General features: G+C 75.2%; 24 protein-coding genes. 15 read left to right on the plus strand and 9 right to left on the minus strand.

The features are described 5' to 3' along the window. Positions 1 to 32: 32 nt before the first annotated feature. From glmS to ACWDYF_RS18910, 3 genes are all read left to right on the plus strand, one after another. Positions 33 to 1880 (plus strand): glutamine--fructose-6-phosphate transaminase (isomerizing), encoded by a 1848-nt coding sequence (glmS, locus tag ACWDYF_RS18900; protein ID WP_389469004.1) that lies wholly within the window; start codon positions 33 to 35, stop codon positions 1878 to 1880. Positions 1881 to 1989: 109 nt separating this feature from the next. Continuing rightward, positions 1990 to 2205 (plus strand): DUF4287 domain-containing protein, encoded by a 216-nt coding sequence (locus ACWDYF_RS18905; protein WP_389469007.1) that lies wholly within the window; start codon positions 1990 to 1992, stop codon positions 2203 to 2205. Between the two features lie 35 nt (positions 2206 to 2240). Then, positions 2241 to 2612, plus strand: coding sequence for a holo-ACP synthase (locus ACWDYF_RS18910; protein WP_381736715.1), 372 nt, complete (start codon positions 2241 to 2243; stop codon positions 2610 to 2612). 19 nt (positions 2613 to 2631) lie between these two features. On the opposite strand, the gene ACWDYF_RS18915 is transcribed toward ACWDYF_RS18910, so the two are convergent. Next, positions 2632 to 4419 (minus strand): PP2C family protein-serine/threonine phosphatase, encoded by a 1788-nt coding sequence (locus ACWDYF_RS18915; RefSeq protein ID WP_389469010.1) that lies wholly within the window; start codon positions 4417 to 4419, stop codon positions 2632 to 2634. A gap of 102 nt (positions 4420 to 4521) precedes the next feature. Here ACWDYF_RS18915 and ACWDYF_RS18920 point away from each other — a divergent pair, with 102 nt between their 5' ends. The 5 genes from ACWDYF_RS18920 (at position 4522) to ACWDYF_RS18940 (ending at position 9448) form a co-directional block, all read left to right on the plus strand. After that, complete coding sequence (locus ACWDYF_RS18920; RefSeq protein WP_389469013.1) at positions 4522 to 5976, plus strand: NAD(P)H-hydrate dehydratase; 1455 nt, start codon at positions 4522 to 4524, stop codon at positions 5974 to 5976. Between the two features lie 78 nt (positions 5977 to 6054). Next, the gene (gene alr, locus ACWDYF_RS18925; RefSeq protein WP_389469017.1) at positions 6055 to 7251 is read left to right on the plus strand and encodes an alanine racemase; all 1197 of its coding nucleotides are present in this window, start codon (positions 6055 to 6057) and stop codon (positions 7249 to 7251) included. A 112-nt stretch (positions 7252 to 7363) separates the two neighbouring features. Beyond that, the gene (locus ACWDYF_RS18930) at positions 7364 to 8605 is read left to right on the plus strand and encodes an alpha/beta fold hydrolase (RefSeq protein WP_381736711.1); all 1242 of its coding nucleotides are present in this window, start codon (positions 7364 to 7366) and stop codon (positions 8603 to 8605) included. Then, positions 8577 to 9110, plus strand: coding sequence for a tRNA (adenosine(37)-N6)-threonylcarbamoyltransferase complex ATPase subunit type 1 TsaE (tsaE, locus tag ACWDYF_RS18935; protein ID WP_381736710.1), 534 nt, complete (start codon positions 8577 to 8579; stop codon positions 9108 to 9110). The genes ACWDYF_RS18930 and tsaE overlap by 29 nt, the downstream gene beginning before the upstream one ends. A 155-nt stretch (positions 9111 to 9265) precedes the next feature. Further along, positions 9266 to 9448: a hypothetical protein gene (locus ACWDYF_RS18940; protein ID WP_381736709.1), complete on the plus strand. Its 183-nt coding sequence runs from the start codon at positions 9266 to 9268 to the stop codon at positions 9446 to 9448. Between the two features lie 2 nt (positions 9449 to 9450). On the opposite strand, the gene ACWDYF_RS18945 is transcribed toward ACWDYF_RS18940, so the two are convergent. Then, positions 9451 to 10014 carry a hypothetical protein gene (locus ACWDYF_RS18945; RefSeq protein WP_381736708.1) on the minus strand — a complete coding sequence of 188 codons (564 nt, stop codon included), beginning with the start codon at positions 10012 to 10014 and terminating at the stop codon, positions 9451 to 9453. A 379-nt stretch (positions 10015 to 10393) separates the two neighbouring features. On the opposite strand from ACWDYF_RS18945, the gene tsaB reads away from it, so the two are divergent. Genes tsaB through ACWDYF_RS18965 form a run of 4 tightly spaced genes read left to right on the plus strand, consistent with a single transcriptional unit; the run spans position 10394 to position 12969 of the window. Continuing rightward, positions 10394 to 11047: a tRNA (adenosine(37)-N6)-threonylcarbamoyltransferase complex dimerization subunit type 1 TsaB gene (tsaB, locus tag ACWDYF_RS18950; protein ID WP_389469023.1), complete on the plus strand. Its 654-nt coding sequence runs from the start codon at positions 10394 to 10396 to the stop codon at positions 11045 to 11047. 44 nt (positions 11048 to 11091) lie between these two features. Continuing rightward, positions 11092 to 11565, plus strand: coding sequence for a ribosomal protein S18-alanine N-acetyltransferase (gene rimI, locus ACWDYF_RS18955; protein ID WP_106967204.1), 474 nt, complete (start codon positions 11092 to 11094; stop codon positions 11563 to 11565). Then, entirely contained in the window at positions 11558 to 12706 is a 1149-nt protein-coding gene (tsaD, locus tag ACWDYF_RS18960) for a tRNA (adenosine(37)-N6)-threonylcarbamoyltransferase complex transferase subunit TsaD (RefSeq protein WP_389469026.1), read from the plus strand. The genes rimI and tsaD overlap by 8 nt, the downstream gene beginning before the upstream one ends. Further along, positions 12703 to 12969, plus strand: coding sequence for a hypothetical protein (locus ACWDYF_RS18965; protein ID WP_389469028.1), 267 nt, complete (start codon positions 12703 to 12705; stop codon positions 12967 to 12969). Before tsaD ends, ACWDYF_RS18965 begins: the two co-directional genes overlap by 4 nt. Before the next feature lie 270 nt (positions 12970 to 13239). On the opposite strand, the gene ACWDYF_RS18970 is transcribed toward ACWDYF_RS18965, so the two are convergent. From ACWDYF_RS18970 to ACWDYF_RS18985, 4 genes are read right to left on the minus strand one after another with little or no spacing between them, the layout of a single operon-like run. Next, complete coding sequence (locus ACWDYF_RS18970; protein WP_389469031.1) at positions 13240 to 15600, minus strand: beta-xylosidase/alpha-l-arabinosidase; 2361 nt, start codon at positions 15598 to 15600, stop codon at positions 13240 to 13242. Positions 15601 to 15635: 35 nt separating this feature from the next. Then, on the minus strand, positions 15636 to 16535 hold the full coding sequence (locus ACWDYF_RS18975) for a carbohydrate ABC transporter permease (protein WP_389469034.1): 900 nt from the start codon (positions 16533 to 16535) through the stop codon (positions 15636 to 15638). Position 16536: 1 nt separating this feature from the next. Beyond that, complete coding sequence (locus ACWDYF_RS18980; protein ID WP_389469037.1) at positions 16537 to 17430, minus strand: carbohydrate ABC transporter permease; 894 nt, start codon at positions 17428 to 17430, stop codon at positions 16537 to 16539. Then, complete coding sequence (locus ACWDYF_RS18985) at positions 17427 to 18734, minus strand: ABC transporter substrate-binding protein (protein WP_389469041.1); 1308 nt, start codon at positions 18732 to 18734, stop codon at positions 17427 to 17429. Before ACWDYF_RS18985 ends, ACWDYF_RS18980 begins: the two co-directional genes overlap by 4 nt. A gap of 106 nt (positions 18735 to 18840) precedes the next feature. Between ACWDYF_RS18985 and ACWDYF_RS18990 the strand changes: the two genes are divergently transcribed. After that, complete coding sequence (locus tag ACWDYF_RS18990; RefSeq protein WP_389469043.1) at positions 18841 to 19866, plus strand: LacI family DNA-binding transcriptional regulator; 1026 nt, start codon at positions 18841 to 18843, stop codon at positions 19864 to 19866. A 266-nt stretch (positions 19867 to 20132) separates the two neighbouring features. After that, entirely contained in the window at positions 20133 to 21137 is a 1005-nt protein-coding gene (locus ACWDYF_RS18995; RefSeq protein ID WP_451584287.1) for an LCP family protein, read from the plus strand. A gap of 479 nt (positions 21138 to 21616) precedes the next feature. Here ACWDYF_RS18995 and ACWDYF_RS19000 read toward each other — a convergent pair whose 3' ends face one another. Beyond that, complete coding sequence (locus tag ACWDYF_RS19000) at positions 21617 to 22306, minus strand: TetR/AcrR family transcriptional regulator (RefSeq protein ID WP_389469047.1); 690 nt, start codon at positions 22304 to 22306, stop codon at positions 21617 to 21619. Positions 22307 to 22380: 74 nt separating this feature from the next. On the opposite strand from ACWDYF_RS19000, the gene ACWDYF_RS19005 reads away from it, so the two are divergent. Beyond that, positions 22381 to 23856: an MFS transporter gene (locus ACWDYF_RS19005; protein WP_389469050.1), complete on the plus strand. Its 1476-nt coding sequence runs from the start codon at positions 22381 to 22383 to the stop codon at positions 23854 to 23856. Here ACWDYF_RS19005 and ACWDYF_RS19010 read toward each other — a convergent pair. Beyond that, on the minus strand, positions 23838 to 24266 hold the full coding sequence (locus ACWDYF_RS19010) for a large conductance mechanosensitive channel protein MscL (protein ID WP_037887770.1): 429 nt from the start codon (positions 24264 to 24266) through the stop codon (positions 23838 to 23840). The genes ACWDYF_RS19005 and ACWDYF_RS19010 overlap by 19 nt on opposite strands. Positions 24267 to 24412: 146 nt before the next feature. After that, the gene (locus ACWDYF_RS19015; protein WP_451584288.1) at positions 24413 to 25588 is read right to left on the minus strand and encodes a class I SAM-dependent methyltransferase; all 1176 of its coding nucleotides are present in this window, start codon (positions 25586 to 25588) and stop codon (positions 24413 to 24415) included. Position 25589 lies beyond the last annotated feature (1 nt).

Raw genomic sequence — 25589 nt, forward strand, 5'->3', positions numbered from 1 at the left:
TCGCAGGGTGACGGGTCGTAAGGTGCGGAGGCATGTGCGGAATCGTGGGATATGTGGGTGCGCAGTCGGCGCTCGACGTGGTGATGGCGGGGCTGCGGCGGCTGGAGTACCGGGGGTACGACTCGGCGGGGGTGGCGGTGCTCGCGGACGGCGGGCTCGCGGCGGCCAAACGGGCCGGGAAGCTGGTCAATCTGGAGAAGGAGCTGGTGGAGCGGCCGCTGCCGACCGGGTCCACCGGCATCGGGCACACCCGGTGGGCGACCCACGGCGGGCCCACCGACGCCAACGCGCACCCGCACCTCGACAACGCCGGGCGCGTCGCCGTCGTGCACAACGGGATCATCGAGAACTTCGCGCCGCTGCGCGCCGAACTCGCCGAGCGCGGGCACGGCCTGGCCTCCGAGACGGACACCGAGGTCGTCGCGCATCTGCTCGCCGAGGCGTTCTCCTCGTGCGCCGATCTCGCCGAGGCCATGCGGCAGGTGTGCCGACGGCTCGAAGGGGCGTTCACGCTGGTGGCCGTGCACGCCGACGCGCCCGGTGTGGTCGTCGGGGCCCGCCGCAACTCGCCGCTGGTCGTGGGGGTCGGGGAGGGCGAGGCGTTCCTCGCCTCCGATGTCGCCGCGTTCATCACGCACACCCGCTCCGCGATCGAACTCGGCCAGGACCAGGTCGTCGAACTGCGCCGGGACGGCGTGACCGTCACCGGGTTCGACGGACGGCCCGCCGAGGTCCGCTCCTACAACGTCGACTGGGACGCGGCCGCCGCCGAGAAGGGCGGCTACGACTACTTCATGCTCAAGGAGATCGCCGAGCAGCCCAAGGCGGTCGCCGACACCCTGCTCGGCCGGATCGACGCGGCCGGCTCGCTGACCCTGGACGAGGTGCGCATCGACGCCGCCGAGCTGCGCGAGACGGACAAGGTCGTCATCGTCGCCTGCGGTACGGCCTTCCACGCGGGCCTGATCGCCAAGTACGCCATCGAGCACTGGACCCGCATCCCCTGCGAGGTCGAGCTGGCCAGCGAGTTCCGCTACCGGGACCCCATCCTCGACGCCCGGACCCTGGTCGTGGCCATCTCCCAGTCCGGGGAGACCATGGACACCCTGATGGCGCTGCGGCACGCCCGCGAGCAGGGCGCCCGGGTGCTCGCCATCTGCAACACCAACGGCTCCACCATCCCGCGCGAGTCGGACGCGGTGCTCTACACCCACGCCGGGCCCGAGGTCGCCGTCGCCTCCACCAAGGCGTTCCTCACCCAGCTGGTCGCCTGCTATCTGGTCGCCCTCTATCTCGGCCAGGTGCGCGGCACCCAGTGGGGCGACGAGATCCGTGCCGTCATCCGCGACCTCTCGCGCATCGGCGGCGCCGTCGAACGCGTCCTGGAGACCATGGAGCCGGTGCGGGAACTCGCCCGCTCGCTGGCGGAGAAGAACACCGTGCTCTTCCTCGGGCGGCACGTCGGGTACCCGGTCGCCCTGGAGGGCGCGCTCAAGCTCAAGGAACTCGCGTACATGCACGCCGAGGGCTTCGCGGCCGGTGAGCTGAAGCACGGGCCGATCGCCCTCATCGACGAGGACCTGCCGGTCGTCGTGGTCGTCCCCTCGCCGCGCGGCCGGTCCCTGCTGCACGGCAAGATCGTCTCCAACATCCAGGAGATCCGCGCCCGGGGCGCCCGGACCATCGTGATCGCCGAGGAGGGCGACGAGGCGGTCGTCCCCTACGCCGACCACCTCATCCGCATCCCGGCCACGCCCACCCTGCTCCAGCCGCTGGTCGCCACGGTGCCCCTCCAGGTCTTCGCCTGCGAACTGGCCACCGCCCGGGGCAACGAGGTGGACCAGCCCCGCAATCTGGCGAAGTCCGTGACCGTGGAGTAGCGGGAATGGGGCGGGCACACGGCCGGGAAGGCAGGGCGCGGCGATGAGTTCCGGCGCCGTTGTCAGTCCTATGGGGGACAGTCGTACCGACCGACGAAAGGACCCCGCCATGACCGCCGCACCCGTCAAGGGCCCCGCCAGCTACTTCCCCTCCATCGAGAAGAAGTACGGCCGGCCGGTCGCCGAGTGGAAGGAACTGATCCGCTCCTCGCCGCTGGCCCGGCACATGGAACTGGTCGCCTGGCTCAAGACCGAGCACGGCCTCGGCCACGGCCACGCCAACGCCCTGGTGGCGCACACCCTGGCCGAGGACAGCGGCAGGTAGGGCGGCGGCGGGGCGAAGCCCCGTAGGGTCCCTCCATGAGCATCATCGGGGTCGGTATCGACGTGGCCGAGATCGACCGGTTCGCGGCGTCGCTGGAGCGGACGCCCGGACTGGTCGCCCGCCTCTTCGTGGAACGGGAGCTGCTGCTGCCCAGCGGCGAGCGCCGGGGCATGGCCTCGCTCGCCGCCCGCTTCGCCGCCAAGGAGGCCGTGGCCAAGGCGCTCGGCGCCCCGGGCGGGCTGCTGTGGACGGACGCGGAGGTGTACGTCGAGGACAGCGGGCGGCCCCGGCTGCGGGTGAAGGGCTCGGTGGCGGCGCGCGCCGCCGAACTCGGCGTACGGTCCTGGCACCTCTCGCTCAGCCATGACGCGGGCGTGGCCTCCGCCGTCGTCGTCGCGGAGGGGTAGCCGCCGCCGCGACGGCGCGTCAGCCTCCCTTCCCCTCCCGCGCGTCCGGGCCCACCACGCGGAACGCCAGCACCGTCGCGTCGTCCTCCGCGTGCGGGCCGGTGAGGCCGTCGACCAGGTCCCGTACGAAGGTGCCGAGCGCGTCGCGCCCCGGCGGGACGCCGCCCGCCGCGCCCCGCGCGACGGCCCGCAGCAGCCGCGCGGAGTCCTGGTCGAGGTCGGAGCCGCGGCGCTCGATCAGACCGTCCGAGTAGAGCAGCACCACGTCCCCGGGGCGCAGCGGCGTCTCCGCCGCCGTGTACGTCTCCTCCGGCAGCACGCCCAGCGGCATGCCGGGGCCGCCCGGCGGCGGATCGAGCAGCCGGGGCTCGCCGTCGCGGACCAGGACCGGCGCCGGGTGGCCCGCGCAGGTCCAGCGCAGCAGCCGGCGGTCGGGGTGGTAGCGGGCGATGACCGCCGTGGCGGTGGACTCCTCGCCGTCGTCGCAGGCGACCGCGTTGAGCCAGCCGGTGAGCCGTTCCACCAGCTCGCCGGTGTAGGCGAGACCGGCCAGCGCGTACCGCAGCTTCGCCATCAGCGTGACGGCGGCCAGGCCGTGGCCGCGGGCGTCGCCGAGCGCGACGAGCAGCTTGCCCGAGGGCAGTACGCGGGTCTTGTACCAGTCGCCGCCGACCCGGGCGGCGCGCGCCTCGGGCCGGTAGACGGCCACCGCCTCCACACCGTGCCGGGCCAGCTCCGCCGGGAAGCCGGGCAGGACGGCGTCGCGGAGCCGTTCGGCCACCTCGGCGACGGTGTCCGCGCGTTCCCGCTGGGCCTGGGCCTCCCGGGTCGCCCGCTCGGCCAGCGCGTGGCTGCGCCGGTCGGAGGTGGCGTCGTGCAGCACCGCGCGCACCGCCCACACCGGGCCCGAGGCGAGCCGCACCGGCTCGGCGACGAGATGGACGATCCGGTCGTCGGGGCCGGTCAGATGCAGGTCGCACTCCGCCACCGGCGCGCTCAGCAGGATGTCGTGGACCGCCCGGTACAGCGCGTCCAGGCTCTGCGGTGTCACCCGCCGCCCCAGCTCCAGCAGGCCGGGCGGCGGCTCGCCGTCGGCCGCCCCGAGGACGTGCCCGAACCCGGAGGACACCTCGACGGCGCCGTCGCCCAGGCTCCACTCGGCCCAGCAGACCCCCACCAGGCGCTGCGCCTCCTGCGCCATCAGGGACTCGCGGCCGCGTTCCCAGCTGAGCAGCAGCAGATCGCCCGAGGGGGTCACCCGCACCTCGCTGCTCACCCGGACGGTGAGCCCGTCGGGGCCGGGCAGCGGCCACTCGGCGGCCTCCGGGCCCTGCGGCTCACCGGTGCGGTGCGCCGCGTCGAGCAGCCGGGGCACGGCGGTACCGGCCAGCGTGGGGAAGCGCTCGAACAGCGGTACCGGGCCGGACCACGCCGCCAGCCCGCCCGGCGGCAGGACCCGGGCGCCGTACTCGCGGGCGGCCCGGTTCTGTGCCACGTACAGGAACCGGTCGCGCGGGGCCCGCGCGCCGGGCAGCGGGCGGATCACCGTGACCGGGACCGGCAGCGCGTCGAGCAGGCTCTGCACGTCCCGGCCCACGGGCGCGGCGGCCGGGTGGGGGAGCGTGTGCCTGCCGGTGCCGCCCCGGTCCGGCCCGGCGCCCCCGCACGCGCTCACATGCCGGCCGATCCGGAAGCGCTGCTCGGTCAGGAGCAGCTCCAGGGCCTGGAGGCGCCGGAGGCGCGCCGCGTCGTCACCGGGCGCCGCCCATGGGGGCGAGGCGCCGGAACCCGCCGGGTCCTCGGCCATGCGCCCGCCTCCCTCCGGGGTCCCGTCCCCGCCGCGTCGCTCGTCACCGGGACCCCCGGGTTCCCGTGCGGCACCGCACGTATGCGGGGCAGACTCGACGACATGCGTATCGCCTACAGCGTCGAGACGGTCAGGACAGCCGAGCGCGCCCTCATGGCGCGGCTTCCCGAGGGGGCGCTCATGCAGCGCGCCGCCGCCGGGCTCGCCGCCGCCTGCGCGGACCTGCTCGGGCGGGTGTACGGCCGCCGGGTGGTGCTGCTGGTGGGCAGCGGCGACAACGGCGGCGACGCGCTGTACGCGGGCGCCCGGCTGGCCCGCCGCGGCGCCGGGGTCACCGCCGTCGAACTCGCCCCCGGCCGCACCCACCCGGACGGACTCGCGGCCCTGCGGCGCGCGGGCGGCACGGTCACCCGCGCGGACGCGGGACCGGCCGCGGTCGACGGGGCCGACCTGGTCGTCGACGGGATCGTGGGCATCGGCGGCAGGGGCGGGCTGCGCCCCGAGGCCGTACCGCTCGCCGAGCAGGCGGCCCGCGCCCGTGCCGCCGTGGTCGCCGTCGACCTGCCCAGCGGGGTCGAGGCGGACAGCGGCGAGGTGCGCGGGGCGGCCGTCCGCGCCGACCTGACCGTCACCTTCGGCACGCACAAGCCGGGGCTGCTGGTCGACCCGGCCCGCGAGTACGCCGGTACGGTCCGGCTCGTCGACATCGGCCTGGGCGCCGAACTGCCCGCCGGCCCCGAGCTGGAGGCGCTCCAGCACGCCGACGTGGCCGCGCTGCTGCCGCGCCCGGCCGCCGAGAGCGACAAGTACCGGCGGGGCGTGGTCGGGGTCGCCGCGGGCTCGGCCCGCTATCCGGGCGCGGCGGTGCTCGCGGTGTCGGGCGCGCTGCGCGGCGGGGCGGGCGCCGTACGGTACGTCGGTCCCGCCGGGCAGGCGGTGATCGCCCGGTTCCCGGAGACCCTGGTGTCCGACCGGGGGCCGCGCGAGGCGGGCCGGGTGCAGGCATGGGTGGTGGGCCCGGGAGCCGGGGACGACGCGGCGACGGTGGCCGAGGTGCTGGCGTCACCCGTGCCCGTGCTGCTGGACGCGGACGGGCTGCGGCTGGCCGGCCGCGCCGCCGTACGGGACCGCGGGGCGCCCACCCTGATGACCCCGCACGCGGGCGAGGCCGCCGCCCTGCTGGGGGTGGCGCGCGAGGAGGTCGAGGCGGCCCGGCTGTCCGCCGTGCGGGAGCTGGCCGCCGCCTACCGGGCGACGGTGCTGCTGAAGGGCTCGACCACGCTCGTCGCCGGTCCGGACGGCGGTCCGGTCCGGGTCAACCCGACCGGCACCCCGTACCTCGCCACGGCGGGGAGCGGCGATGTGCTGTCCGGTCTCGCGGGCTCCCTGCTGGCGGCCGGGCTCTCCCCCCTGGACGCGGGCAGCGTGGGCGCCTATCTGCACGGCCTCGCCGGACGCTTCGCCTCGGCCGGCGCCCCCGTCGGTGCCCACGACGTGGCGGCCGCGATCCCGGACGCGTGGCGGGACGTACGGGACGTACCGGACGCACGGGGCTGAGGTGGCCGCCCGCGGCCCGGACCCGGGGCCGCGGGACCTCCCGCCGCCCCGGACGCCCTCTGAGAGACTGGGGGCGCGATGAACGAGACAGCACACCCGCGGACGGCCCCGTTGCGCGCCCGCGCCGAGATCGATCTGGCCGCTCTGCGGGCCAACGTGCGGGCCCTGCGCGAGCGGGCGCCCGGCGCCGCCCTGATGGCCGTGGTCAAGTCCGACGCGTACGGCCACGGCGCCGTGCCGTGCGCCCGCGCGGCCGTCGCCGCCGGTGCCACCTGGCTCGGCACCGCCACGCCCGAGGAGGCGCTGGCGCTGCGCGCGGCCGGGCTCTCGCCCGAGCAGGTCCGGGTGATGTGCTGGCTGTGGACGCCGGGCGGCCCGTGGCGGGAGGCGATCGAGGCCGACGTGGACGTGTCGGTGAGCGGGCTGTGGGCCATGGCGGAGGTGCGGGAGGCCGCGCGCGCCGCCGGACGGCCCGCCCGGGTGCAGCTGAAGGCCGACACCGGGCTCGGCCGCAACGGCTGCCAGCCCGCCGACTGGCCCGCGCTCGTCGCCGAGGCCCTGCGCGCCGAGGCCGAGGGCCTGGTCCGGATCACCGGACTGTGGTCCCACTTCGCCTGCGCCGACGAGCCGGGGCACCCCTCGATCACCGCGCAGCTCGACCGGTTCCACGAGATGACCGCGTACGCCGAGGCGCGCGGCGTGCGCCCCGAGGTGCGGCACATCGCCAACTCGCCCGCCACGCTCACCCTGCCCGAGACCCACTTCGACCTGGTCCGCACGGGCGTCGCCGTCTACGGCCTCTCGCCCAGCCCCGAACTGGGCACCCCGGCCGACTTCGGGCTGCGCCCGGTGATGACCCTGTCCGCCTCCCTCGCCCTGGTGAAGCACGTGCCCGGCGGCCACGGCGTCAGCTACGGGCACCACTACGTCACCCCGGGCGAGACCACCCTCGGCCTGGTCCCCGTCGGCTACGCGGACGGCGTCCCGCGCCACGCCTCCGGCACCGGGCCGGTGCTGATCGGCGGCAAGTGGCGCACGGTCGCGGGCCGTATCGCCATGGACCAGTTCGTCGTCGACCTGGGCGGCGACGAACCGGAGACCGGGTCCGAGGCCGTGCTGTTCGGGCCGGGCGACCGGGGCGAGCCCACCGCCGAGGACTGGGCGCAGGCCGCCGGAACCATCGCGTACGAGATCGTCACACGCATCGGAACACGCGTCCCCCGCGTCCATCTCCACGAGACCCGTCCCCGGGGGGCGGCGGGCGAGCGGGAGTAACGGCCGAAGGGGCGCGGTCCGGCCGGGGCGCCCGAGGACACCCCGGCCAGGCGCCCCGGACGAGCAGGACACGGCACGGCACAGGCCGGACCGTCACACGGAGGAGCGGTACGTGAGCGAGAGCAGTGCGGCTGCCGGCGCCTCGGGGGCGTTCGGCGGCTGGCGCAGGGCGACCGGGATCGCGGGCGCCGCGATAGGCGTGGTGGCGGCGGGCGCCGCCGCCACCGTCGCCGTCGAACGGATGACCGTGGGCCGGAACATGCGCAGGAAGGCCCGGCTCGCCCTGGACTCGGCGGGGCCGTACGGCTCGCTGCGCGGCACCCCGGGACGGGCGTACGCCGACGACGGCACCGAGCTGTACTACGAGACCGACGAGGCCGACGACCTCGACCCGGCCGCCGAGGCGCTCTCCCCGCGCCGCCGCCGGCTCTTCGGGCTGAAGGACCCCGCGCCCGTGACCGTCGTCTTCAGCCACGGCTACTGCCTCGGGCAGGACTGCTGGCACTTCCAGCGGGCCGCGCTGCGCGGGGTGGTCAGGTCCGTGTACTGGGACCAGCGCAGCCACGGCCGGTCCGGGCGGGGCGTGGCCCAGAGCCGGGACGGCGTGCCGCTCACCATCGACCAGCTGGGCCGCGATCTGAAGGCCGTCCTCGACGCCGCCGCGCCCGAGGGCCCGGTCGTGCTGGTCGGGCACTCCATGGGCGGGATGACCGTGATGGCCCTGGCCGCCCAGTACCCGGAGCTGATCAGGGACCGGGTCGTCGCCACCGCCTTCGTGGGCACCTCCTCGGGGCGCCTCGGCGAGGTCGACTTCGGGCTGCCGCCGGCCGGGGTCAACGCGGTGCGGCGGGTGCTGCCCGGGGTGCTCAAGGCGCTCGGGCAGCGCGCGGAGCTGGTGGAGCGGGGGCGGCGGGCCACCGCCGACCTGTTCGCCGGGGTCATCAAGCGGTACTCCTTCGCCGGGCGGGACATCGACCCGGCCGTCGCCCGGTTCGCCGAGCGGATGATCGAGAGCACCCCCATCGACGTGGTCGCCGAGTTCTACCCGGCCTTCACCGACCACGACAAGACCGAGGCGCTGGCCCTCTTCGCCCGGCAGCCGGTGCTCGTGCTGGCCGGGGTGCAGGACCTGGTCACGCCCAGCGAGCACAGCGAGGCCATCGCGGATCTGCTGCCCGACGCCGAGCTGGTGCTGGTGCCGGACGCCGGGCACCTGGTGATGCTGGAGCACCCGGAGGTCGTCACCGACCGGCTCGCCGACCTGCTGACCCGGGCGGGCGCGGTCCCGGCAGGCGCTACCGTGGGTGAACATGGAAAGGCCAGCAATGCCAGCAGCACCGCACAGCGCGGCTGACGCCGTGTCCGTCGAGCTCACCCTCACCGCCGCCGAGCAGACGCGGGAGCTGGGCCGCCGGCTCGCCGGTCTGCTGCGCGCGGGCGACCTCGTGATGCTCAGCGGGGAGCTGGGCGCGGGCAAGACCACGCTGACCCGCGGACTGGGCGAGGGCCTGGGCGTGCGCGGCGCCGTCACCTCCCCGACCTTCGTGATCGCCCGGGTGCATCCGTCGCTCGGCGACGGGCCGCCGCTCGTCCATGTCGACGCGTACCGCCTGGGCGGCGGGCTCGACGAGATGGAGGACCTCGATCTGGACGTCTCGCTGCCGGACTCGGTGATCGTCGTCGAGTGGGGCGAGGGCAAGGTCGAGGAGCTGACCGAGGACCGCCTCCAGATCGCCATTCACCGCTCGACCGGGACGGCTTCCGGGGCCGGGGAGGCGGACGACGAGACGCGTCGGCTGACGGTGACCGGGATCGGCCCGCGCTGGTCGGCCGCGGATCTGAGCGTCCTCACCGCGTAGCGGCCGCCGGGGGCCGGGGGAGTCCTCCGTTCCGTCCTTCGTTCCGACAGGCTGTCGGCAAGCCTTGCGTCGGGGCTCCCGGGCGTGGTCACATGGTAGCCAGCTCGTGGTTAGGTCTACCTAACTACGCCCGCCCCCGGCCCTAGGAGGCGTCCATGCCGGCTGCCGAGAACCCGCCCCGCCCGTATCCGGCCCAGCCGGTCACCGGGGTGAGCATGCGCGACCTGCTGGCCTCCTGCGCCGCGGCCGAGGCCGTCTCGCGTCCGCCGCGCGCCCCGGAGCCCGCCGAGGGGCGCTCGGTCCCCCGTCCGGTGGAGGAGCAGCGGCGCGCGGCGTAGCCCTATCGGATGACGACGATCTTCTGGCCGATCGTCGCGAACATCCACATCGTCCCGCCGTCCGGCCGCGACTCGCGGATGCCGCCCGTCTGCACGGAACCGGACGTGTCCACCTCGGGCGGCGTGCTGTCCACGGCCGCGCTGAAGCCGATCACGACCCCGTTGACACTCGCGAACCGCACGACGTGCTCGACGGGGACACCGTCCGTGCCGGTGACCGCCTTCGAGCGCGAGGTGACCGCGTAGGTGCCCGGTGCCGGGTCCACGGTGCCCGGGACGACCTTGAAGCTGTTCTCCACCCGGCCGCCCGCGCCGACCAGCCAGACCCGGTCGTCGTCCACCGAGTACACGACCCGCTCGCCCGTGCCGGACCCGGCCGGCAGGGCCGCCGGATGGCGCCGGTCGCGGGGCGCCTTGCTGGCGCTCGCCGCGGCCGTGGCCGAGGCGCCCGGCCGGCCGGACAGGTCCGGCGGCACGTTCGCCTGTGCCCGGTAGGCGAGGAACCCGACCGTGACGACGGCGGCGGCGGTGAGCCCGGCCACGCATCCCGAGCTGCTCCTTGCCACGGTCGCCCACCTTTGTGTCGGTTGCTGCACCACTCGCCGTCTTGCGACGGTAGCAGCCGCAATGTCCACCTCCGGGGCGCCCGGCCCGCCACCGGGGGCCGTGTCGGCCCTTTGCTGGCTCGGTGTCTCCCCGGTCTCCCCGCCGGTCCGCCGCCCGGTCCACGCCCGGGTCCGCCCCTCGTCCGGCCCGCGCCCGGGTCTGCTGTGGGCCTTGCGCGCCGGTCCGGCGTCGTGGCCTGCCACGGGCACCGGCCCGGTCCCGCCACAGGGCCCGGCACCGCCTCGCCGCCCTGCCTCCAGGACCCCCGCACCCCGCCCCCTCCAGGCCCCGTCCGCCCGCCGCGTCCCCCACCACCCCCCGGCGCCGTAGGCTGTTCGCGTGCTCTTGCTCGCTCTGGATACCGCCACCCCCGCCGTCACCGTCGCCCTGCACGACGGGACGGCCGTCATCGCCTCGTCCGGTCAGGTGGACGCGCGTCGGCACGGAGAGCTGCTGCTTCCGGCCGTCGACCGGGTCCTGACCCAGGCCGGTGTCACGCTGGACGCCGTCACGGGCGTCGTGGCGGGCATCGGCCCCGGCCCCTACACCGGACTGCGCGTCGGCCTGATGACCGCCGACACCTTCGGGCTCGCGCTCGGCGTCCCCGTGCACGGCGTGTGCACGCTCGACGGGCTCGCCTACGCCGCCGACGTCCCCGGCCCCTTCGTGGTGGCCACCGACGCCCGCCGCAAGGAGGTCTACTGGGCGCGCTACGCCGACTCGCGCACCCGGCTGACCGACCCGGCCGTCGACCGGCCCGCCGACATCGCCGAGCGGGTCGCGGGGCTGCCCGCGGTCGGCGCGGGCGCGCTGCTCTACCCGGACACCTTCCCGAAGGTGCACGAGCCCGAGCATGTGTCGGCCGCCGCCCTCGCCTCGCTGGCCGCCGAGAAGCTGGCCGCCGGTGAGGAGCTGCCCGCCCCCCGCCCGCTGTACCTGCGCAGGCCGGACGCGCAGGTGCCCAAGAACTACAAGGTGGTCACCCCGAAGTGACCGGAGCGACGACGAACCGGGCCGCCGGGCACCCGCTGCGCGAGATGCGCTGGTGGGACATCGACCCGGTGCTGGAGCTGGAGAAGGAACTCTTCCCCGAGGACGCCTGGTCACGGGGCATGTTCTGGTCCGAGCTGGCGCACTCGCGCGGCCCGGAGGCCACCCGGCGCTATCTGGTGGCCGAGGCGGAGGGCCGCATCGTCGGCTACGCGGGGCTGGTCGCCTCCGGCGGCCAGGGCGACGTGCAGACCATCGCGGTCGCCCGCGCCCTCTGGGGCAGCGGGCTCGGCGCCCGGCTGCTGACCGAGCTGCTGCGGGCCGCGACCGCCTTCGAGTGCACCGAGGTGATGCTGGAGTGCCGCGTGGACAACATCCGCGCGCAGAAGCTCTACGAGCGCTTCGGCTTCGCCCCCATCGGGGTCCGCAGGGGCTACTACCAGCCGGGGAACGTGGACGCCCTGGTGATGCGCCTGTCCGACCCCTCCGCCTCCGTACAAGGAACCGAGATCCATGGCTGACCTGCGCGACGAGCCTCTCGTCCTCGGTATCGAGACCTCCTGCGACGAGACCGGTGTCGGCGTCGTCCGCGGCACCACCCTGCTGGCGGACGCCGTCGCCTCCAGCGTCGACGAGCACGCCCGCTTCGGCGGTGTCGTGCCCGAGGTCGCCTCCCGCGCCCACCTGGAGGCGATGGTGCCCACCATCGACCGGGCGCTGAAGGAGGCCGGGGTGAGCGCCAGGGACCTGGACGGCATCGCGGTCACCGCGGGGCCGGGGCTGGCCGGTGCGCTGCTGGTGGGCGTGTCGGCGGCGAAGGCGTACGCCTACGCGCTCGGCAAGCCGCTGTACGGCGTCAACCACCTCGCCTCGCACATCTGCGTGGACCAGCTGGAGCACGGCCCGCTGCCCGAGCCGACCATGGCGCTGCTGGTCTCCGGCGGCCACTCCTCGCTGCTGCTGGCCACCGACATCACCTCCGACGTGCGGCCGCTGGGCGCGACGATCGACGACGCGGCGGGCGAGGCGTTCGACAAGGTCGCCCGCGTGCTGAACCTCGGCTTCCCGGGCGGCCCGGTCATCGACCGCTACGCGCGCGAGGGCGACCCCGCGGCCATCGCCTTCCCGCGCGGTCTGACCGGTCCGCGCGACGCCGCCTACGACTTCTCCTTCTCCGGTCTGAAGACGGCGGTGGCCCGCTGGATCGAGGCCCGGCGGGCGGCCGGTGAGGAGGTGCCGGTGCGGGACGTGGCGGCGTCCTTCCAGGAAGCGGTCGTGGACGTCCTCACCCGCAAGGCCGTGCGCGCCTGCAAGGACGCGGGCGTGGACCATCTGATGATCGGCGGCGGGGTGGCTGCCAACTCCCGGCTGCGCGCCCTCGCCCAGGAGCGCTGCGAGGCGGCCGGGATCCGGCTGCGCGTGCCCCGCCCCAAGCTGTGCACGGACAACGGCGCGATGGTGGCGGCGCTCGGCGCCGAGATGGTCGCCCGCAACCGCGCGGCCTCCGACTGGGACCTGTCCGCGGACTCCTCGCTGCCGGTGACCGACCCGCACGTGCCGGGCACGTCCCAGCCGCACGCCCACGGCCATGGGCATGGGCACAGCCACAGCCACAGCCACGACCATGTGCACGAGGTCAGCAAGGAGAACCTGTACTCGTGACCGTCGCGCTGATGTGGGAGGCCCGCGCGGCCGAGGGCCGGGGCGGCGAACTCCTCGACTGGGCCCGGCGCCAGACGCTCCCTCGGGAGCCGCAGCGCCGCGAGACGTTCCGCGCCCCGCAGGGCCGGGTGCTCGTCATCACCTGGTGGGACGCCGCCGGTCTCGGCGCCGATCTCCCGGAACTGCCCGAGCCCGCACCGGGGTTGGTGACCAGGGCCGTCCACCGCTGGCGCTTCGAGCAGGTCGAGGACGGGCCCCGGTAGGCGAGTTGGCGTACCGCCCCGCGTCTGCGCTATGATCATCACACAGCAAGCGGCCGGAAAACGGCCCGCGAGCAGTGCGTTGGTGGTCCAAGGAAAGACGCCCCGCTTCCTGCGGGGAGATGCAGGTGCAAGGCCGGCCCAGCGCTCGATCAGACCCCGTCCCGGTTCGTCCGGGGCGGGGTCTTGTGCTGTCGCCGCCCGGAGGCAGGGGCGACGCCGTGTGCCGTACGGGTCCGGCCGGGACACCGCGCACCGGCCGGACCCCGCCGCTCACTCCACCGCCGTCACCCGCGCCTCGCAGCGCAGCCGCCGGTCCGGGCCCGCCTCCCGCACCGGACCCGTCAGGGTCAGCCGGACCGTGTGCCGCACGTCCGCGCTGGAGGCGGCCCACCGCAGCTCCAGCGCGCCCGGTTCGACGATCCGGCGGCCGGTGCGGCCGGTGAAGGCCGCCAGGTCCGCGTGGAAGGCGAACGTGACCCGGCGGGCCTCGCCGGGGGCCAGCTCCAGCCGCTGGTAGCCGATCAGGCGGACATCGGGCCGGGTCACCGAGGCCACCGGGTCGTGCAGATAGAGCTGGACCACCTCGGCGCCCGCCCGGCCGCCCGTGTTGCGGACGGTCACCGACAGGTCGCACCCGCCGTCCGTGCCGATCGCCGCCACCTCGCCGTCGCCGTCGCCGCCGCGGTCGCGGTCCGCCGTCCAGGCGAACGTCGTGTACGAGCGGCCGTGCCCGAACGGGTACAGCGGGGTCGGGTCCAGGCTGCTCACCTCGTCGGCCAGGCCCAGCGGCGGCTGGAGATAGGTCCAGGGCTGGCCGCCGGGACCGCGCGGCACGCTCACCGGGAGGCGGCCGGACGGGTTGACCCGCCCCGACAGCACGCCCGCCACCGCGGGGCCGCCCTCCTCGCCGGGGAAGAACGCCTGCACGACGGCGCCCAGCCGGCCCGCCCAGCGGCCCAGCGCGTAGGGGCGGCCGGTGAGCAGCACCAGGACGACGGGCACCCCCGTGGCGACCAGCGCGTCCAGCAGCTCGCCCTGCGGGCCGGGCAGCGCGAGGTCCGCCACGTCGCAGCCCTCGCCCGAGGTGCCGCGCCCGAACAGGCCCGACCGGTCGCCCAGCACGGCCACGCACACCTCGGCCTCCGCCGCGCGGGCCACCGCCGCCGCGAAACCGGCGGTGTCCGGGTCCACTACGTCGCAGCCCTCGGTGAACGTCACCCGGGCGCTGGGCAGTTCGCCGCGCAGCGCCTCCAGCAGGGTGGGGATCGCGATGCCCAGCGGCACCTCGGGGTGCTGGGCGCCGACGTGGGAGGGGAAGGAGTAGCAGCCGAGCATCGCCAGGGCGTCGTCCGCGCGCGGGCCGACGACCGCGATCCGGGCGGCGGGGGGCAGGGGCAGCAGACCGCCGGGGTTGTCGAGGAGCACCACCGACTCCTCGGCCAGGCGGCGGGCCACCGCGCGGTTCTCCGGCGGGTCCAGGTCGACGGGTCCGGCGGGCGGCCCCGGGTCCCACCCGGCGTCCAGCAGGCCCAGTTCGCACTTCTGGAGCAGCACGCGGCGGGCGGCCCGGTCCACCAGCTCCTGCGGTACGGTGCCCGCGCGCACGGCGGCGGCCAGCTCGTCGCCGTAGCACTTGACGGTCGGCAGCTCGACGTCGATCCCGGCCGCCAGCGCCAGGTGCGCCGACTCCGCGGGCCCGCCGGACACCTTGTGCAGGGTCTGGAGGAAGTCGACGCCGAAGTAGTCGGCGACGACCGTGCCGGTGAACCCCCAGCGCTCGCGCAGCAGTCCGGTGAGCAGGGCGGGGTCGGCGGAGGAGGGGACGCCGTCGGTCTCGGTGTAGGCGGCCATCACCGAGCGGGCGCCGCCCTCGCACAGCGCCATCTCGAACGGCACCAGCGTGACGTCGGCGAACTCGCGGCCGCCCGCCCGGACCGGGGCGAGGTTGCGGGCGCCCGTGGAGGAGGCGTACCCGGCGAAGTGCTTGAGCGTGGCGACGACGCCCGCCGACTCCAGGCCGCGTACGTAGGCGGTGCCGAGGGTGGCGACCAGGTACGGGTCCTCGCCGATGGTCTCCTCGACCCGGCCCCAGCGCGGGTCGCGGACCACGTCCAGGACGGGCGCGAGGCCCTGGTGGACACCGAGCGAGCGCAGGTCCCGGCCGATGCGCGCGGCCATCTCCGCCACCAGGGGCGGGTCGAAGGCGGCACCCCAGGCCAGCGGGACCGGGTAGGCGGTCGCGCCCCAGGCGGTGACACCGGCCAGGCACTCCTCGTGGGCGACGGCCGGGACGCCGAACCGTCCGGCCCCGGCGATCGCGCGCTGGGCGCGGGCCAGGGCGCGGGCCCCGGCGGCGGGCTCCACCGGCGCGGTGCCGAAGGACCGGGTGAGCTGGCCGAGGCCCCGGGTGATCAGCGCCTCCCAGTCGGGCCCGGCGTCCATGTGCTGCTGGAGCGGGGCGACCCCGGCGCCGTCCGCCGAGGCCCCCACCCACACGCCGTACAGCTGGGCCGTCCTCTCCTCCAGGGTCATCCGGGACAGGAGGTCCTCGACGCGGGCGGCGGCGGGCCGGGCGGGGTCCTGCCAGGGACGGGGACAGGGACGGGGACGGGAACCGGAACGGGGGGTCATGGAACTCCTGTGGGAGGCACCGGCGGCGGACGGGTTCACTTGCCGCCCACCCCCATCAGGCCGCCGACGAGGGCGCGCCGCGCCACCAGGTAGACGGCGAGGACCGGGATGCCGGAGAGGACGACCGAGGCGAGCAGCGCGGGGATGTCCACGCCGAACTCGCTGACGTAGGTGAACAGGCCGAGGGTCAGCACCCGCGGGCCGTCGGACTGGGTGAAGATCAGCGGGAAGAGGAAGCCGTTCCACGCCTGGAGGGAGGCGTAGACGACGACCGTGCCGATGCCGCCCCTGGCCAGCGGGAGGACGAGCCGGAACAGCATGCGGGCGGTGGTCGCGCCGTCCAGCGCCATCGCCTCGTACAGCTCCTCGAAGATGTCCCGCAGGGTGCCGGTGAGGACCAGCACCGAGACGGGCATGGCGAAGGCGGCGGTCGGCAGGATCACCGCGAGCAGGCTGTCGTAGAGGTGCAGCTTGGCGATCATCAGATAGAGCGGGACGACCACCGCCTGCGCGGGGATGGCCACGCCCAGCAGGAACAGCCGGAAGGACGCGCCCGACCAGAAGGAGCGGGAGCGCACGGCCGCGTAGGACAGCGGGACGCACAGCACGAGGACGATCGCCACGACGGCGGCGGCCACCAGGACGGTGTTGGCCAGGAAGTGGCCGAAGCCGCTGTGCAGGACGGTGTCGTAGTTGCGGAGCGTGGGGTGGGCGGGCGGCCGGAGCGCGTGGTGGCCGAGGGCCTCGTCCTGGCGGGTCAGCGAGGCCGAGATCATCGCGTAGACCGGGACGAGGACCACGGCCAGCCACAGCACGGAGGCGACGCCCGCGACCGGGTTGGCGCGCCGGATCCGGCGGCGGCGCCCGGCGGCGGGCGGCGGCCCGCCGGGGGTCCGTACGGGGCGCGGGCGGCGCAGCGTGTCGGGTGGGGTCATGTCACATCCCCTCGCGGGTGCTGCGCATGGCGCCGAAACCGGTCAGCCGGACCAGCGCGAACGAGAGCGCGGTGGCGGCCACGACGAGGAAGGAGGCGAGGGCACCGGCGTAGCCGAAGTCGTAGTTCTTGAAGCCCGCCTCGTACATCAGGTACGGCAGGATCGCGGTGTCGGTGCCCGGACCGCCCTGGGTGAGGATCAGCACGGTCTCGAAGTACGTCAGCGAGCCGACGACCATCAGCACACCGGACGTGGTTGCCGTGTGGCGCAGCTGCGGCAGGGTGATGGAGCGGAACCGGCGCAGCCGCCCGGCGCCGTCGATGGCCGCCGCCTGGTGCAGGACGTCCGGGATCTGCCGGGCGCCGCCCTGGTAGATCAGGGTGTGGAAGGGGATGAACTGCCAGCCGCCGACGAAGACCAGCGCGAGGAACGCGCCGGAGGTGGAGCCCAGTGTGTCCCCGTGCGCGATGCCGAAGTTCGGGTCGAGCAGGGCGTGGAAGAGCAGCGAGATCGCCGTCGAGGAGAGCAGGAACGGCACGAAGAAGACCGCGGAGAGGATCGCGCGGTTGCGCTGGCGGCCCGCCGCCCACACCCCGAGCAGCAGCGAGACCACGGTCTGGAAGGCCCAGCTGGCGGCGGTCAGCGCGACGGTCACCGTGAGGGACTGGGTCAGGCGCGGGTCGTGCAGCAGCTTGCTCCAGTTGGCCAGGCCCACCGGCTCGGGGTCGCCGAGGCCGTTCCAGCGGGTGAAGGACAGACCGAAGGCCAGCGCCATGGGGACCACGGCGAAGAACGTGAAGAACAGGACGGCGGGCAGCGCCCAGACGGCGTGCGGCCGCCCCGCCCCGCGCCCGCGGCGCGGCGCGCCCGCCTCGGTCCTCGTCCCGGTCCTCACTTCAGTCCCTGGAGCGCGGAGACGAACCGGCTCGGCGAGGACTTGCCCACGAACAGCTTGTCGATCTCCGTGAGCATCGGCGTCTGCACGGCCGGGTCGACGGCCTGGTCCCAGCTCAGCGTGAACGCCGGTGCCTGCTGCACCATTTGGTACTGGAACGCGGCGAACTCCGGGTTGGGGGCGGCGGCCAGCAGCTTCGCCGCGCCGGACGTGGCGGGGATGCTGCCGCCCGCGACCAGGGCCTTGGCGTAGGTCTCGGAGGCGCAGTCCCGCAGGAAGGCGAGCACGGTGTCCTTGTCGGACGTACGGGCGTTCACGGACCAGTAGTTGGTGGGGTTGCCGACCACGTTGCGGATGTCACCGGCGCCGCCCTCGTACCTCGGGAACGCGCACCAGCCCAGGTCCTTCCGGGCGAAGCCGGGGAACTTGCCGAGCTGGGTGGAGTACTCCCAGGAGCCCATCAGGTGCATCGCGGCCCTGCCCCTGGCGAAGAGGGCGGGCGCGCCGCCGTTGGTGTACGCCACCGAGCTGAAGCCGGTGCCGAACGCGCCGTCGTCGATGAGCTGCCTGACGGTCTCGGCGGCCTTGAGGACGGCCGGGTCGCCCCAGCCGGCCGGGTCGCCGTTCTTGACCCGGTCGAAGACCTCGGGGCCGCCGATGCGGTCGACCAGGTACTCCAGCCACATCAGCTCGGGCCAGATGTCGGAGCCGCCGAGCGCGAAGGGGGTGATCCCGGCCTTCTTCAGCCTGGCGTTGTTGTCGAGCAGCTGGTCCCAGGTGGTGGGCGGTCGCAACCGGTGCTCGGCGAACAGCGACTTGTTGTAGAAGAGGATGACCGGCTGCATGCCGCGCATCGGGATGCCGTAGTCGCGTCCGCCGAGCGCGCCCGCGGCCAGCACCGAGGGCAGGAAGCCGTTCTTGAGCACCGGGTCGGCGGCGATGGCGTCGGTGAGGTCGACGAGCTGTCCGGCGTCCTTGTACGCCTTGACGGAGCCGCCGCCCCAGTTGAAGAAGAGGTCGGGGGCGCCCGGCGAGCCCATCGCGGTGCGCAGCTTGGCCGGGTACTCCGAGCCGGGCACCTTCTGGAGCTCGATCCTGCCCCTGGTCCGCCGGGCGGCGGCCGAGGCGTTGAACCGGTCGACCGCCGCGGCCTGGATCTTCGCCTCGTCGTCGCCGTACACCAGCGCCGTGAGGGCGCCGCCCGAGCCGCCCGAGCCGCCGGAACCGCAGGCCGTGAGCCCGGCGGCCGAGACCAGGGTGGTGGCGCCGGCGCCGAGCAACCAGCGTCTGCTGTAGGACTCCATGGTGACGGAACCTCTCGAATGTTTCTGTTGAAGCATCGAATGTTCCGGGAACGTAAGGCGCGTACCTGGGTTCGTCAAGGGGTCGCGCAGAGATACGATCCCGGCCATGAAGCCGACCAAGCCCGTGGAAGCCCGTACCGCCACCCTCGCCGAGATCGCCCGCGAGGCCGGGGTGTCGGCTCCGACTGTTTCGAAGGTCCTCAACGGGCGTGCCGATGTCGCCGCGGCCACCCGCAGCCGGGTCGAGGAGCTGCTGCGCGCCCACGGCTACCGGCGCAGGCGCGCCGAGGCCACCCGCTCCCCGCTGATCGACGTCGTCTTCCACGAGCTGGAGAGCGCCTGGGCGATGGAGGTCATCCGGGGCGTGGAGAACGTGGCGCGCGACGCCGGCCTGAGCGTGGTGCTCTCCGAGAGCGCGGGCCGGCTCACCCCGGGGCGGACCTGGGCCGACCAGGTCGCCGCCCGTCGCCCGCACGGCGTGGTGCTGGTCCTGTCCGGTCTCGACGGGTCCCAGCGGGCGCTGCTGGCCAGCCGTTCCATCCCGTTCGTGGTGATGGACCCGGCCGGTGACCCGGGCGCCGACGTGCCCTCGATCGGCGCGACCAACTGGCAGGGCGGTCTGGCCGCCACCCGGCATCTGGTCGAGCTGGGCCACACCCGTATCGGCGCGCTCAGCGGCCCGTCCCGGATGATGTGCAGCCGGGCCCGCCTGGACGGCTACCGGGCCGCGCTGGAGACGGCGGGCGTGCCCGTGGACCCCTCGCTGATCCTCACCGGCGACTTCCACCACGAGGCCGGCCACAGCCTCGGCCTGGACCTGCTGCGCCGCGCCGACCGGCCGACCGCCGTCTTCGCGGGCAACGACCTCCAGGCGCTCGGCCTGTACGAGGCGGCGCGCGAGCTGGGCCTGCGCGTCCCGGAGGACCTGAGCGTGGTCGGCTTCGACGACCTTCCGGTGGCCCGCTGGGTGGGTCCGCCGCTGACGACCGTACGGCAGCCGCTGACGGAGATGGCGGAGGCGGCGGCGCGGCTGGTGCTGGACCTCGGGCGGGAGGGGGAGGCGGCGGCCACCCGGGTGGAGCTGGCGACCAGCCTGGTGGTGCGCAGCAGCACGGCGGCACCGGCGGGGTGAGCCGCGCCCCTCTCCGAAACTTTCGAAGTGGGTGGCGAGGAGAAGAGGGCGGCGAGGAGCGGGGAGCGGGGAGTCGGGGAGGAGAGTGGTTGAAGATGAGATTTTCCCGAGAAAGACGTCGTGGTGACGACTTCCTGACATCTCGCTCATAATTCGGACGTACGTTCCTGCCTGTGAGGGGACACACGGCGGGGAACGCGGCGGAGCCCGCTCCGGAGACGGGGCACACGACGGAGGGCACCGGGGGACGCAGGGGGAGGCGGCGCCTGCGGGCCGCCGCGCTGGTGCTGGCCGGGGTCGTGGTGCTGGGCACGGCCACCGCGGGCTGGGCCTACTGGCATCTGAACCAGAACATCACGGGCGTCGACATCGACGGCGCCCTCGGCGACGACCGTCCGGCGCGCCCGGCCGCCGGTCCCGCGGAACCGGCCGCGTCCGGCTCCCCGGCCACCGCGCCGCCCCTGCCGAGCGGCGCTCTCAACCTGCTCGTCCTCGGCTCCGACTCGCGCAGCGGCGCCAACCGGGCGCTGGGCGGCGGCGACAGCGAGGGTGCCCGGTCCGACACGGCGATGGTGGTGCACATCGACGCGGGCCGCGGCTCGGCCACCGTGGTGAGCATCCCGCGCGACACCCTGGTGACCCGGCCGTCCTGCCCGCTGGCCTCGGGCGGGTCCACGGCACCGGCGTACCAGGCGATGTTCAACACCGCCTACGAGGTGGGCGGTCCGGTGTGCGCGGTCAAGACGGTGGAGGCCATGACCGGCGTCCGCATGGACCACTACCTGGAGCTGGACTTCACCGGCTTCGCGAAGCTGGTCGACGCCCTCGGCGGGGTCACCGTCACCACGGACCAGGACATCGACGACGACCAGAGCCATCTGCATCTGAAGGCGGGCACCCACCGGCTCGACGGCACCCGGGCCCTCGCCCTGGCCCGCACCCGGCACGGCATCGGCGACGGCAGCGACCTGGGCCGCATAGGGCTCCAGCAGCAGTTGGTGACCGCGCTGCTGAAGGAGGTCTCCAGCACCGGCCTGCTCACCGACCCGGCCCGCCTCTACCGCGTCGCGGACGCGGTCACCGGCAGCCTCACCACGGACACCGGCCTGGACTCGCTCCCCGAACTGATGCGACTCGGCCAGAGCCTGAAGGACCTGCCCGACGGCAAGGTCCGCACCGTGATGATGCCGGTGGTACAGGCCCCCTCCGACCACAACCGGGTGGTGGCGAAGGAACCGGCGGCCGGCGAACTGTGGGCTGCGCTGCGCTGAGACGACGGCGCAGGGCGCGGACTCGGCCCGCACCTGGCCCCGAGCGGCCCGGACCCGCTCCGGAGTGGCCCGCGCCCGGCGCGCAGTGGGCTGGGCCCGGTGCGGAGTGGGCTGGGCTCGGTGCCGTACGGCCTGCGCCTGGCGCGGGTGGCCGTGACCGGCGCTGAGCGGCCCCGCGTCCGGTGGGGCACGGCCCTCGTCTGGCGCCAACCGGCCTGAGCCGCATCCACCGGCCCGGCCCGGCCCGGAGCGGCTGGCGCTCGGCCAGCAGCGGGCTGAGCCCGGTGTTGTACGGTCCGGCCTGGCGGAGAGCGGCTGTGTCCGGCGCTGAGCGGCCCCGCGTCCGGCGCGGGACGGCCCGCGTTCGGCCCTGGGCCGCCTGAGCCGCCTGAGCCGCCTGAGCCGGATGCGGGACGGCCCGCACCCGGGCCCCGCACACTCCATGTCTCGCGGTGAGCGTCCCGCGTCCCGCGCCCGGTTCAGTCCCGTCGGGCCTGTGCCAGCAGCCCGTCCACCACCGCCGCGAGCTGGCCCGCCACGTCGTAGTCCGCGGTGGCCAGGTCCTCCCAGCGCTCGGACAGGGCGGTCAGCCGCGGGTAGCGGTCGGCGTCCTCGGGGGTCAGGAGGGTGGGGAACAGGTCCGGCCGGTCCGGGTCGGCGCCGCGCCGGGCGGCGGCGCGGCGGAAGACCAGGTCGCCGTGGACGACGTACCACAGGGTGCGGTAGGCGAACACGGCCTGTTCCTGCGTCAGGCCGCAGGCCATCGCGGAGTCGATGATCTCCTCGGGCATCCACAGGGCGTTCTTGTCCGTGATGTCCCCGAGGCTCAGCACGTCCACGACCCAGGGCATGCCGCTGAGCAGCGCGTGCATGTGCAGGGCGGTGGCCAGGACGCGGTCGCGCGGCGCGGTGGGGAGTTCGGGGCGCGGCACCGTGGCGGCCAGGCCGGAGACGGTGAGCATCAGCAGTTCCCGCTTGTCGCGCACATGGTGGTACAGCGCCATCGGGGTCGCGCCGACCTCCTTGGCGACCCGGCGCATGGACACCGCCTCGACGCCCTCCTCCTGGAGGATCCGCCGGGCCGCCGCCACGATCTGCCCGGCCTCGATCCGCCGCGGCCGCCCCGCCGCCCGTTTCGCTGTGCGCTCGCGCGCCTGGTTCTCCGCCACCCCCGCATTCTCCCCGCCCGGCCCCGGACCTCGGGGATCGCGCTTTTTTATACGCGTATAGTAACGTCGTCGGCATGGTGAACTCCCAGACGCGCCACACCCCTTCCGCGGCCTCGCCCTGGCTGCTGCCGGTGCTGCTCACCGTGCAGTTCCTGGTCTCCCTCGACATGTCCGTCGTCAATGTCGCGCTGCCCGGCATGGGGCGCGGCCTGCACTTCGACCCCGGCTCGCTGACCTGGGTCGTCAACGCCTACGCCCTGACCTTCGGCGGCCTGCTGATGTTCGGCGGGCGGCTCGCCGACGTGGTGGGGCGGCGCCGGGTGCTCGTGGCCGGCTTCGTCGTCTTCGGCGCGGCGAGCCTGGCCGGCGGGCTCGCCCAGTCGCCCGGCGCGCTGATCGCCGCCCGCGCGGCGCAGGGCGTGGGCGCCGCCGCGCTGGCCCCGGTCGGCCTCGCCCTGCTCACCGTGAGCTGCCCGCCGGGCCCCGCCCGCTCCCGCGCCCTCGGCCTGTGGGGCGCCGCGGGCGCGGTCGGCGGCGCGGTGGGCGTGCTGGCCGGCGGACTGCTCACCGACTGGTTCGGCTGGCGCGCGGTGATGCTGGTCAACGTGCCCTTCGTGGTGGCCGTCCTGGCGGTCACCGGCCGCGCCGTACCCGCCGACACGCCCGCCGCCGCACGGCAGGCCCCGCGCCCCCGCCTCGACCTCACCGGCGCCCTGCTGGTCACGGCCGGGACCGTGCTGCTCGTCCTCGGCCTGGTCAGGACCGAGACGTACGGCTGGGCGTCCTGGCGCACGGCCGCCGTGCTGGGCGCGGCGGCGGTGCTGCTCGCCGCGTTCGTGGTGACCGAGGCGCGCACGGCCGCCCCGCTGCTGCGCCTCGGGCTGCTCGGCACCGGGCCGGTACTGGCGGCGAACGTCTTCGGGCTGCTGATGTCGGCGGGCCAGTTCGCCGCCTTCTACTTCACCTCGCTCTACCTCCAGCAGGTCCTCGGCTACGGCCCGACCGCCACCGGCTCCGCCTTCCTGCCGTTCTGCGCGGGCGTGGTCGTGGGTTCGGCGCTGGCGGCCCGCACCATCGGCCGCTACGGGCCCCGGGTGCTGCTGACGGCGGGCGGCCTGCTGGGCGCGGCCGGGCTCGCCTGGTTCGCGGCGGCGGCCGCGGTGGACGGCGGCTTCACGGGCTCGGTGCTCGGCCCGTCGGCCGTGGCCAGCGTGGGCATCGGGCTGTGCTTCGTGCCGCTGGGCACCGCGGCCACCGGGTCCGTCGCCGCCGGGGAGGCGGGCATGGCCTCCGGGCTGCTCAACAGCTCACGGCAGGTCGGCGGCGCGGTGGGGCTCGCCGTCCTCGGCACGGTCGCCGCGCACGCCTCGGGGGCGGCGCCGGACGGCGCCGCCCTGGTGCACGGCTTCTCGGCGGCGTACTGGACGGCGGCCGGGCTGCTCGCGGCGGGGGCGCTGGCGGCGGCGGTGCTGTACGGGCGCGGCGGCCGGGCCGGGGACGGCGCGGCGCCCGCCGCCGACACGGCGCCCGCTCAGGCGGCCGCGGGCTGATCCGTACCGCAGTAGCGGCACTTGGTGGCGGCCCCGGGCAGATCCTCCGACAGGCACGCCGGGCACGTCTTGGCGGGCCCCGGGTCGCCGAAGACCTTGACGCCCCGGCGGGCCTGGACGTGCTTGTACGGGACGACGATCAGGAAGTACACGACCGCCATGAAGATGATGAAGTAGATCAGCGCCGAGATGAACGCGCCGAGGTCCAGATAGGTCGCCTTGTTGCCGGTACGGCCGAGCTGCCAGCCGAGGCCGGGCGAGGAGTTGCCCTGCGCGCGGGCGATGATCGGGTTGATCACGAAGTCGGTGAACGCCTTGATCAGCGTGCTGAAGGCCAGCGCCACGATCAGGCCGATGGCCACGACCACGACATCGCCGCGCATCAGGAAGTTCTTGAAACCCCGCAGCATGGTTGGTCCTCGCTTCCCGGCGGACCGCGCGCACCGGCGGCACCCGCCGTGCCGCCCGCCGCGACCAGTCTCCGGGCGCGCGGGCGGCGCCCGCACCCCGGGCGCCGCCGATCGGGGGAGCGGGGCGCCCGCCGGGTGCCGGTGCGTCAGGGGCGGTCCGCCGGATGGCCGAGAAGCATCGTGGGGGCGCCCGCCACCCGGGTGAGGAAGACGGTCGCCGTGTTCCGGCCGCACGGCCTGGGCAGCGCCTTGCGGCGCAGCTCCTCCGGTTCGACGGCCGAGCCGCGCTTCTTCACGGTCAGCGCGCCCACCTCGCGCTCGCGCAGCAGCGCCTTCAGCTTCTTGACGTTGAAGGGCAGCCGGTCGGTGATCTCGTACGCGGTGGCGTACGGGGTGGGCCGCAGCGCGTCGGAGGTGACGTAGGCGATGGTCTCGTCGATCAGGCCGCCGTCGAGTCCGGCGGCGGCCTCGGCGACCAGGTGGGAGCGGATGACGGCGCCGTCCGGCTCGTACAGGTAGCGGCCCACCGGCCGCACCGGCGGGTCGGGCAGGCCCCGGCCGCGCAGCGTGTGCGGTCCGGGCAGCAGGGTCGCGCGGACCAGGCCCGGCTCGGTGCCGAACCACAGCACCGCCTCCTTGACGTCCCCGCCGTCGGAGATCCACTCGGCCTCGGCCTGCGGCGGCACCGCCTCGTGCGGGATGCCGGGCGCGACCTTCAGCGCGGCGTGCGGGGCCTTCAGCGCCGCCCGGACGGCCCAGGAGAGCGAGGGCGAGTAGCTCTCCGGGTCGAAGATCCGGCCCCGGCCGCCGCGCCGCGCGGGATCGACGAACACGGCGTCGTACGCGGACGTGTCGACCTCCGTCACATCCGCCTCGCGGACCTCGATCAGCCCGGCGAGCCCCAGCGCCTCGGCGTTCGCGCGGGCCACCGCCGCCGTCACCGGGTCCCGGTCCACGGCGAGGACCCGGATCCCGGCGCGGGCCAGGGCGATCGCGTCGCCGCCGATGCCGCAGCACAGATCCGCGAGCGAGGTCACGCCCAGCTCCGCGAGCCGCGCCGCGCGGTGGGCGGCCACGCTCGCCCGGGTGGACTGCTCGACCCCGTTCGGGGTGAAGAACATCCGGTCCGCGTCGTCGGCGCCGAACTTCGCGGCCGCCCGCTGCCGCAGCCGGGCCTGTCCGAGCGCGGCCGACACCAGGGCGGCGGGGTGGTCGCGGCGCAGCCGGGTGGCGACGGCGAGTTCGTCGGCGGGCGCGGTGCCGCGCACCTCCTCCAGGAGGGCGCGGCCCTCGTCGGTGAGCAGCGCGGCGAAGGAGTTCAGC

The sequence above is a fragment of the Streptomyces sp. NPDC003284 genome (assembly GCF_053589675.1).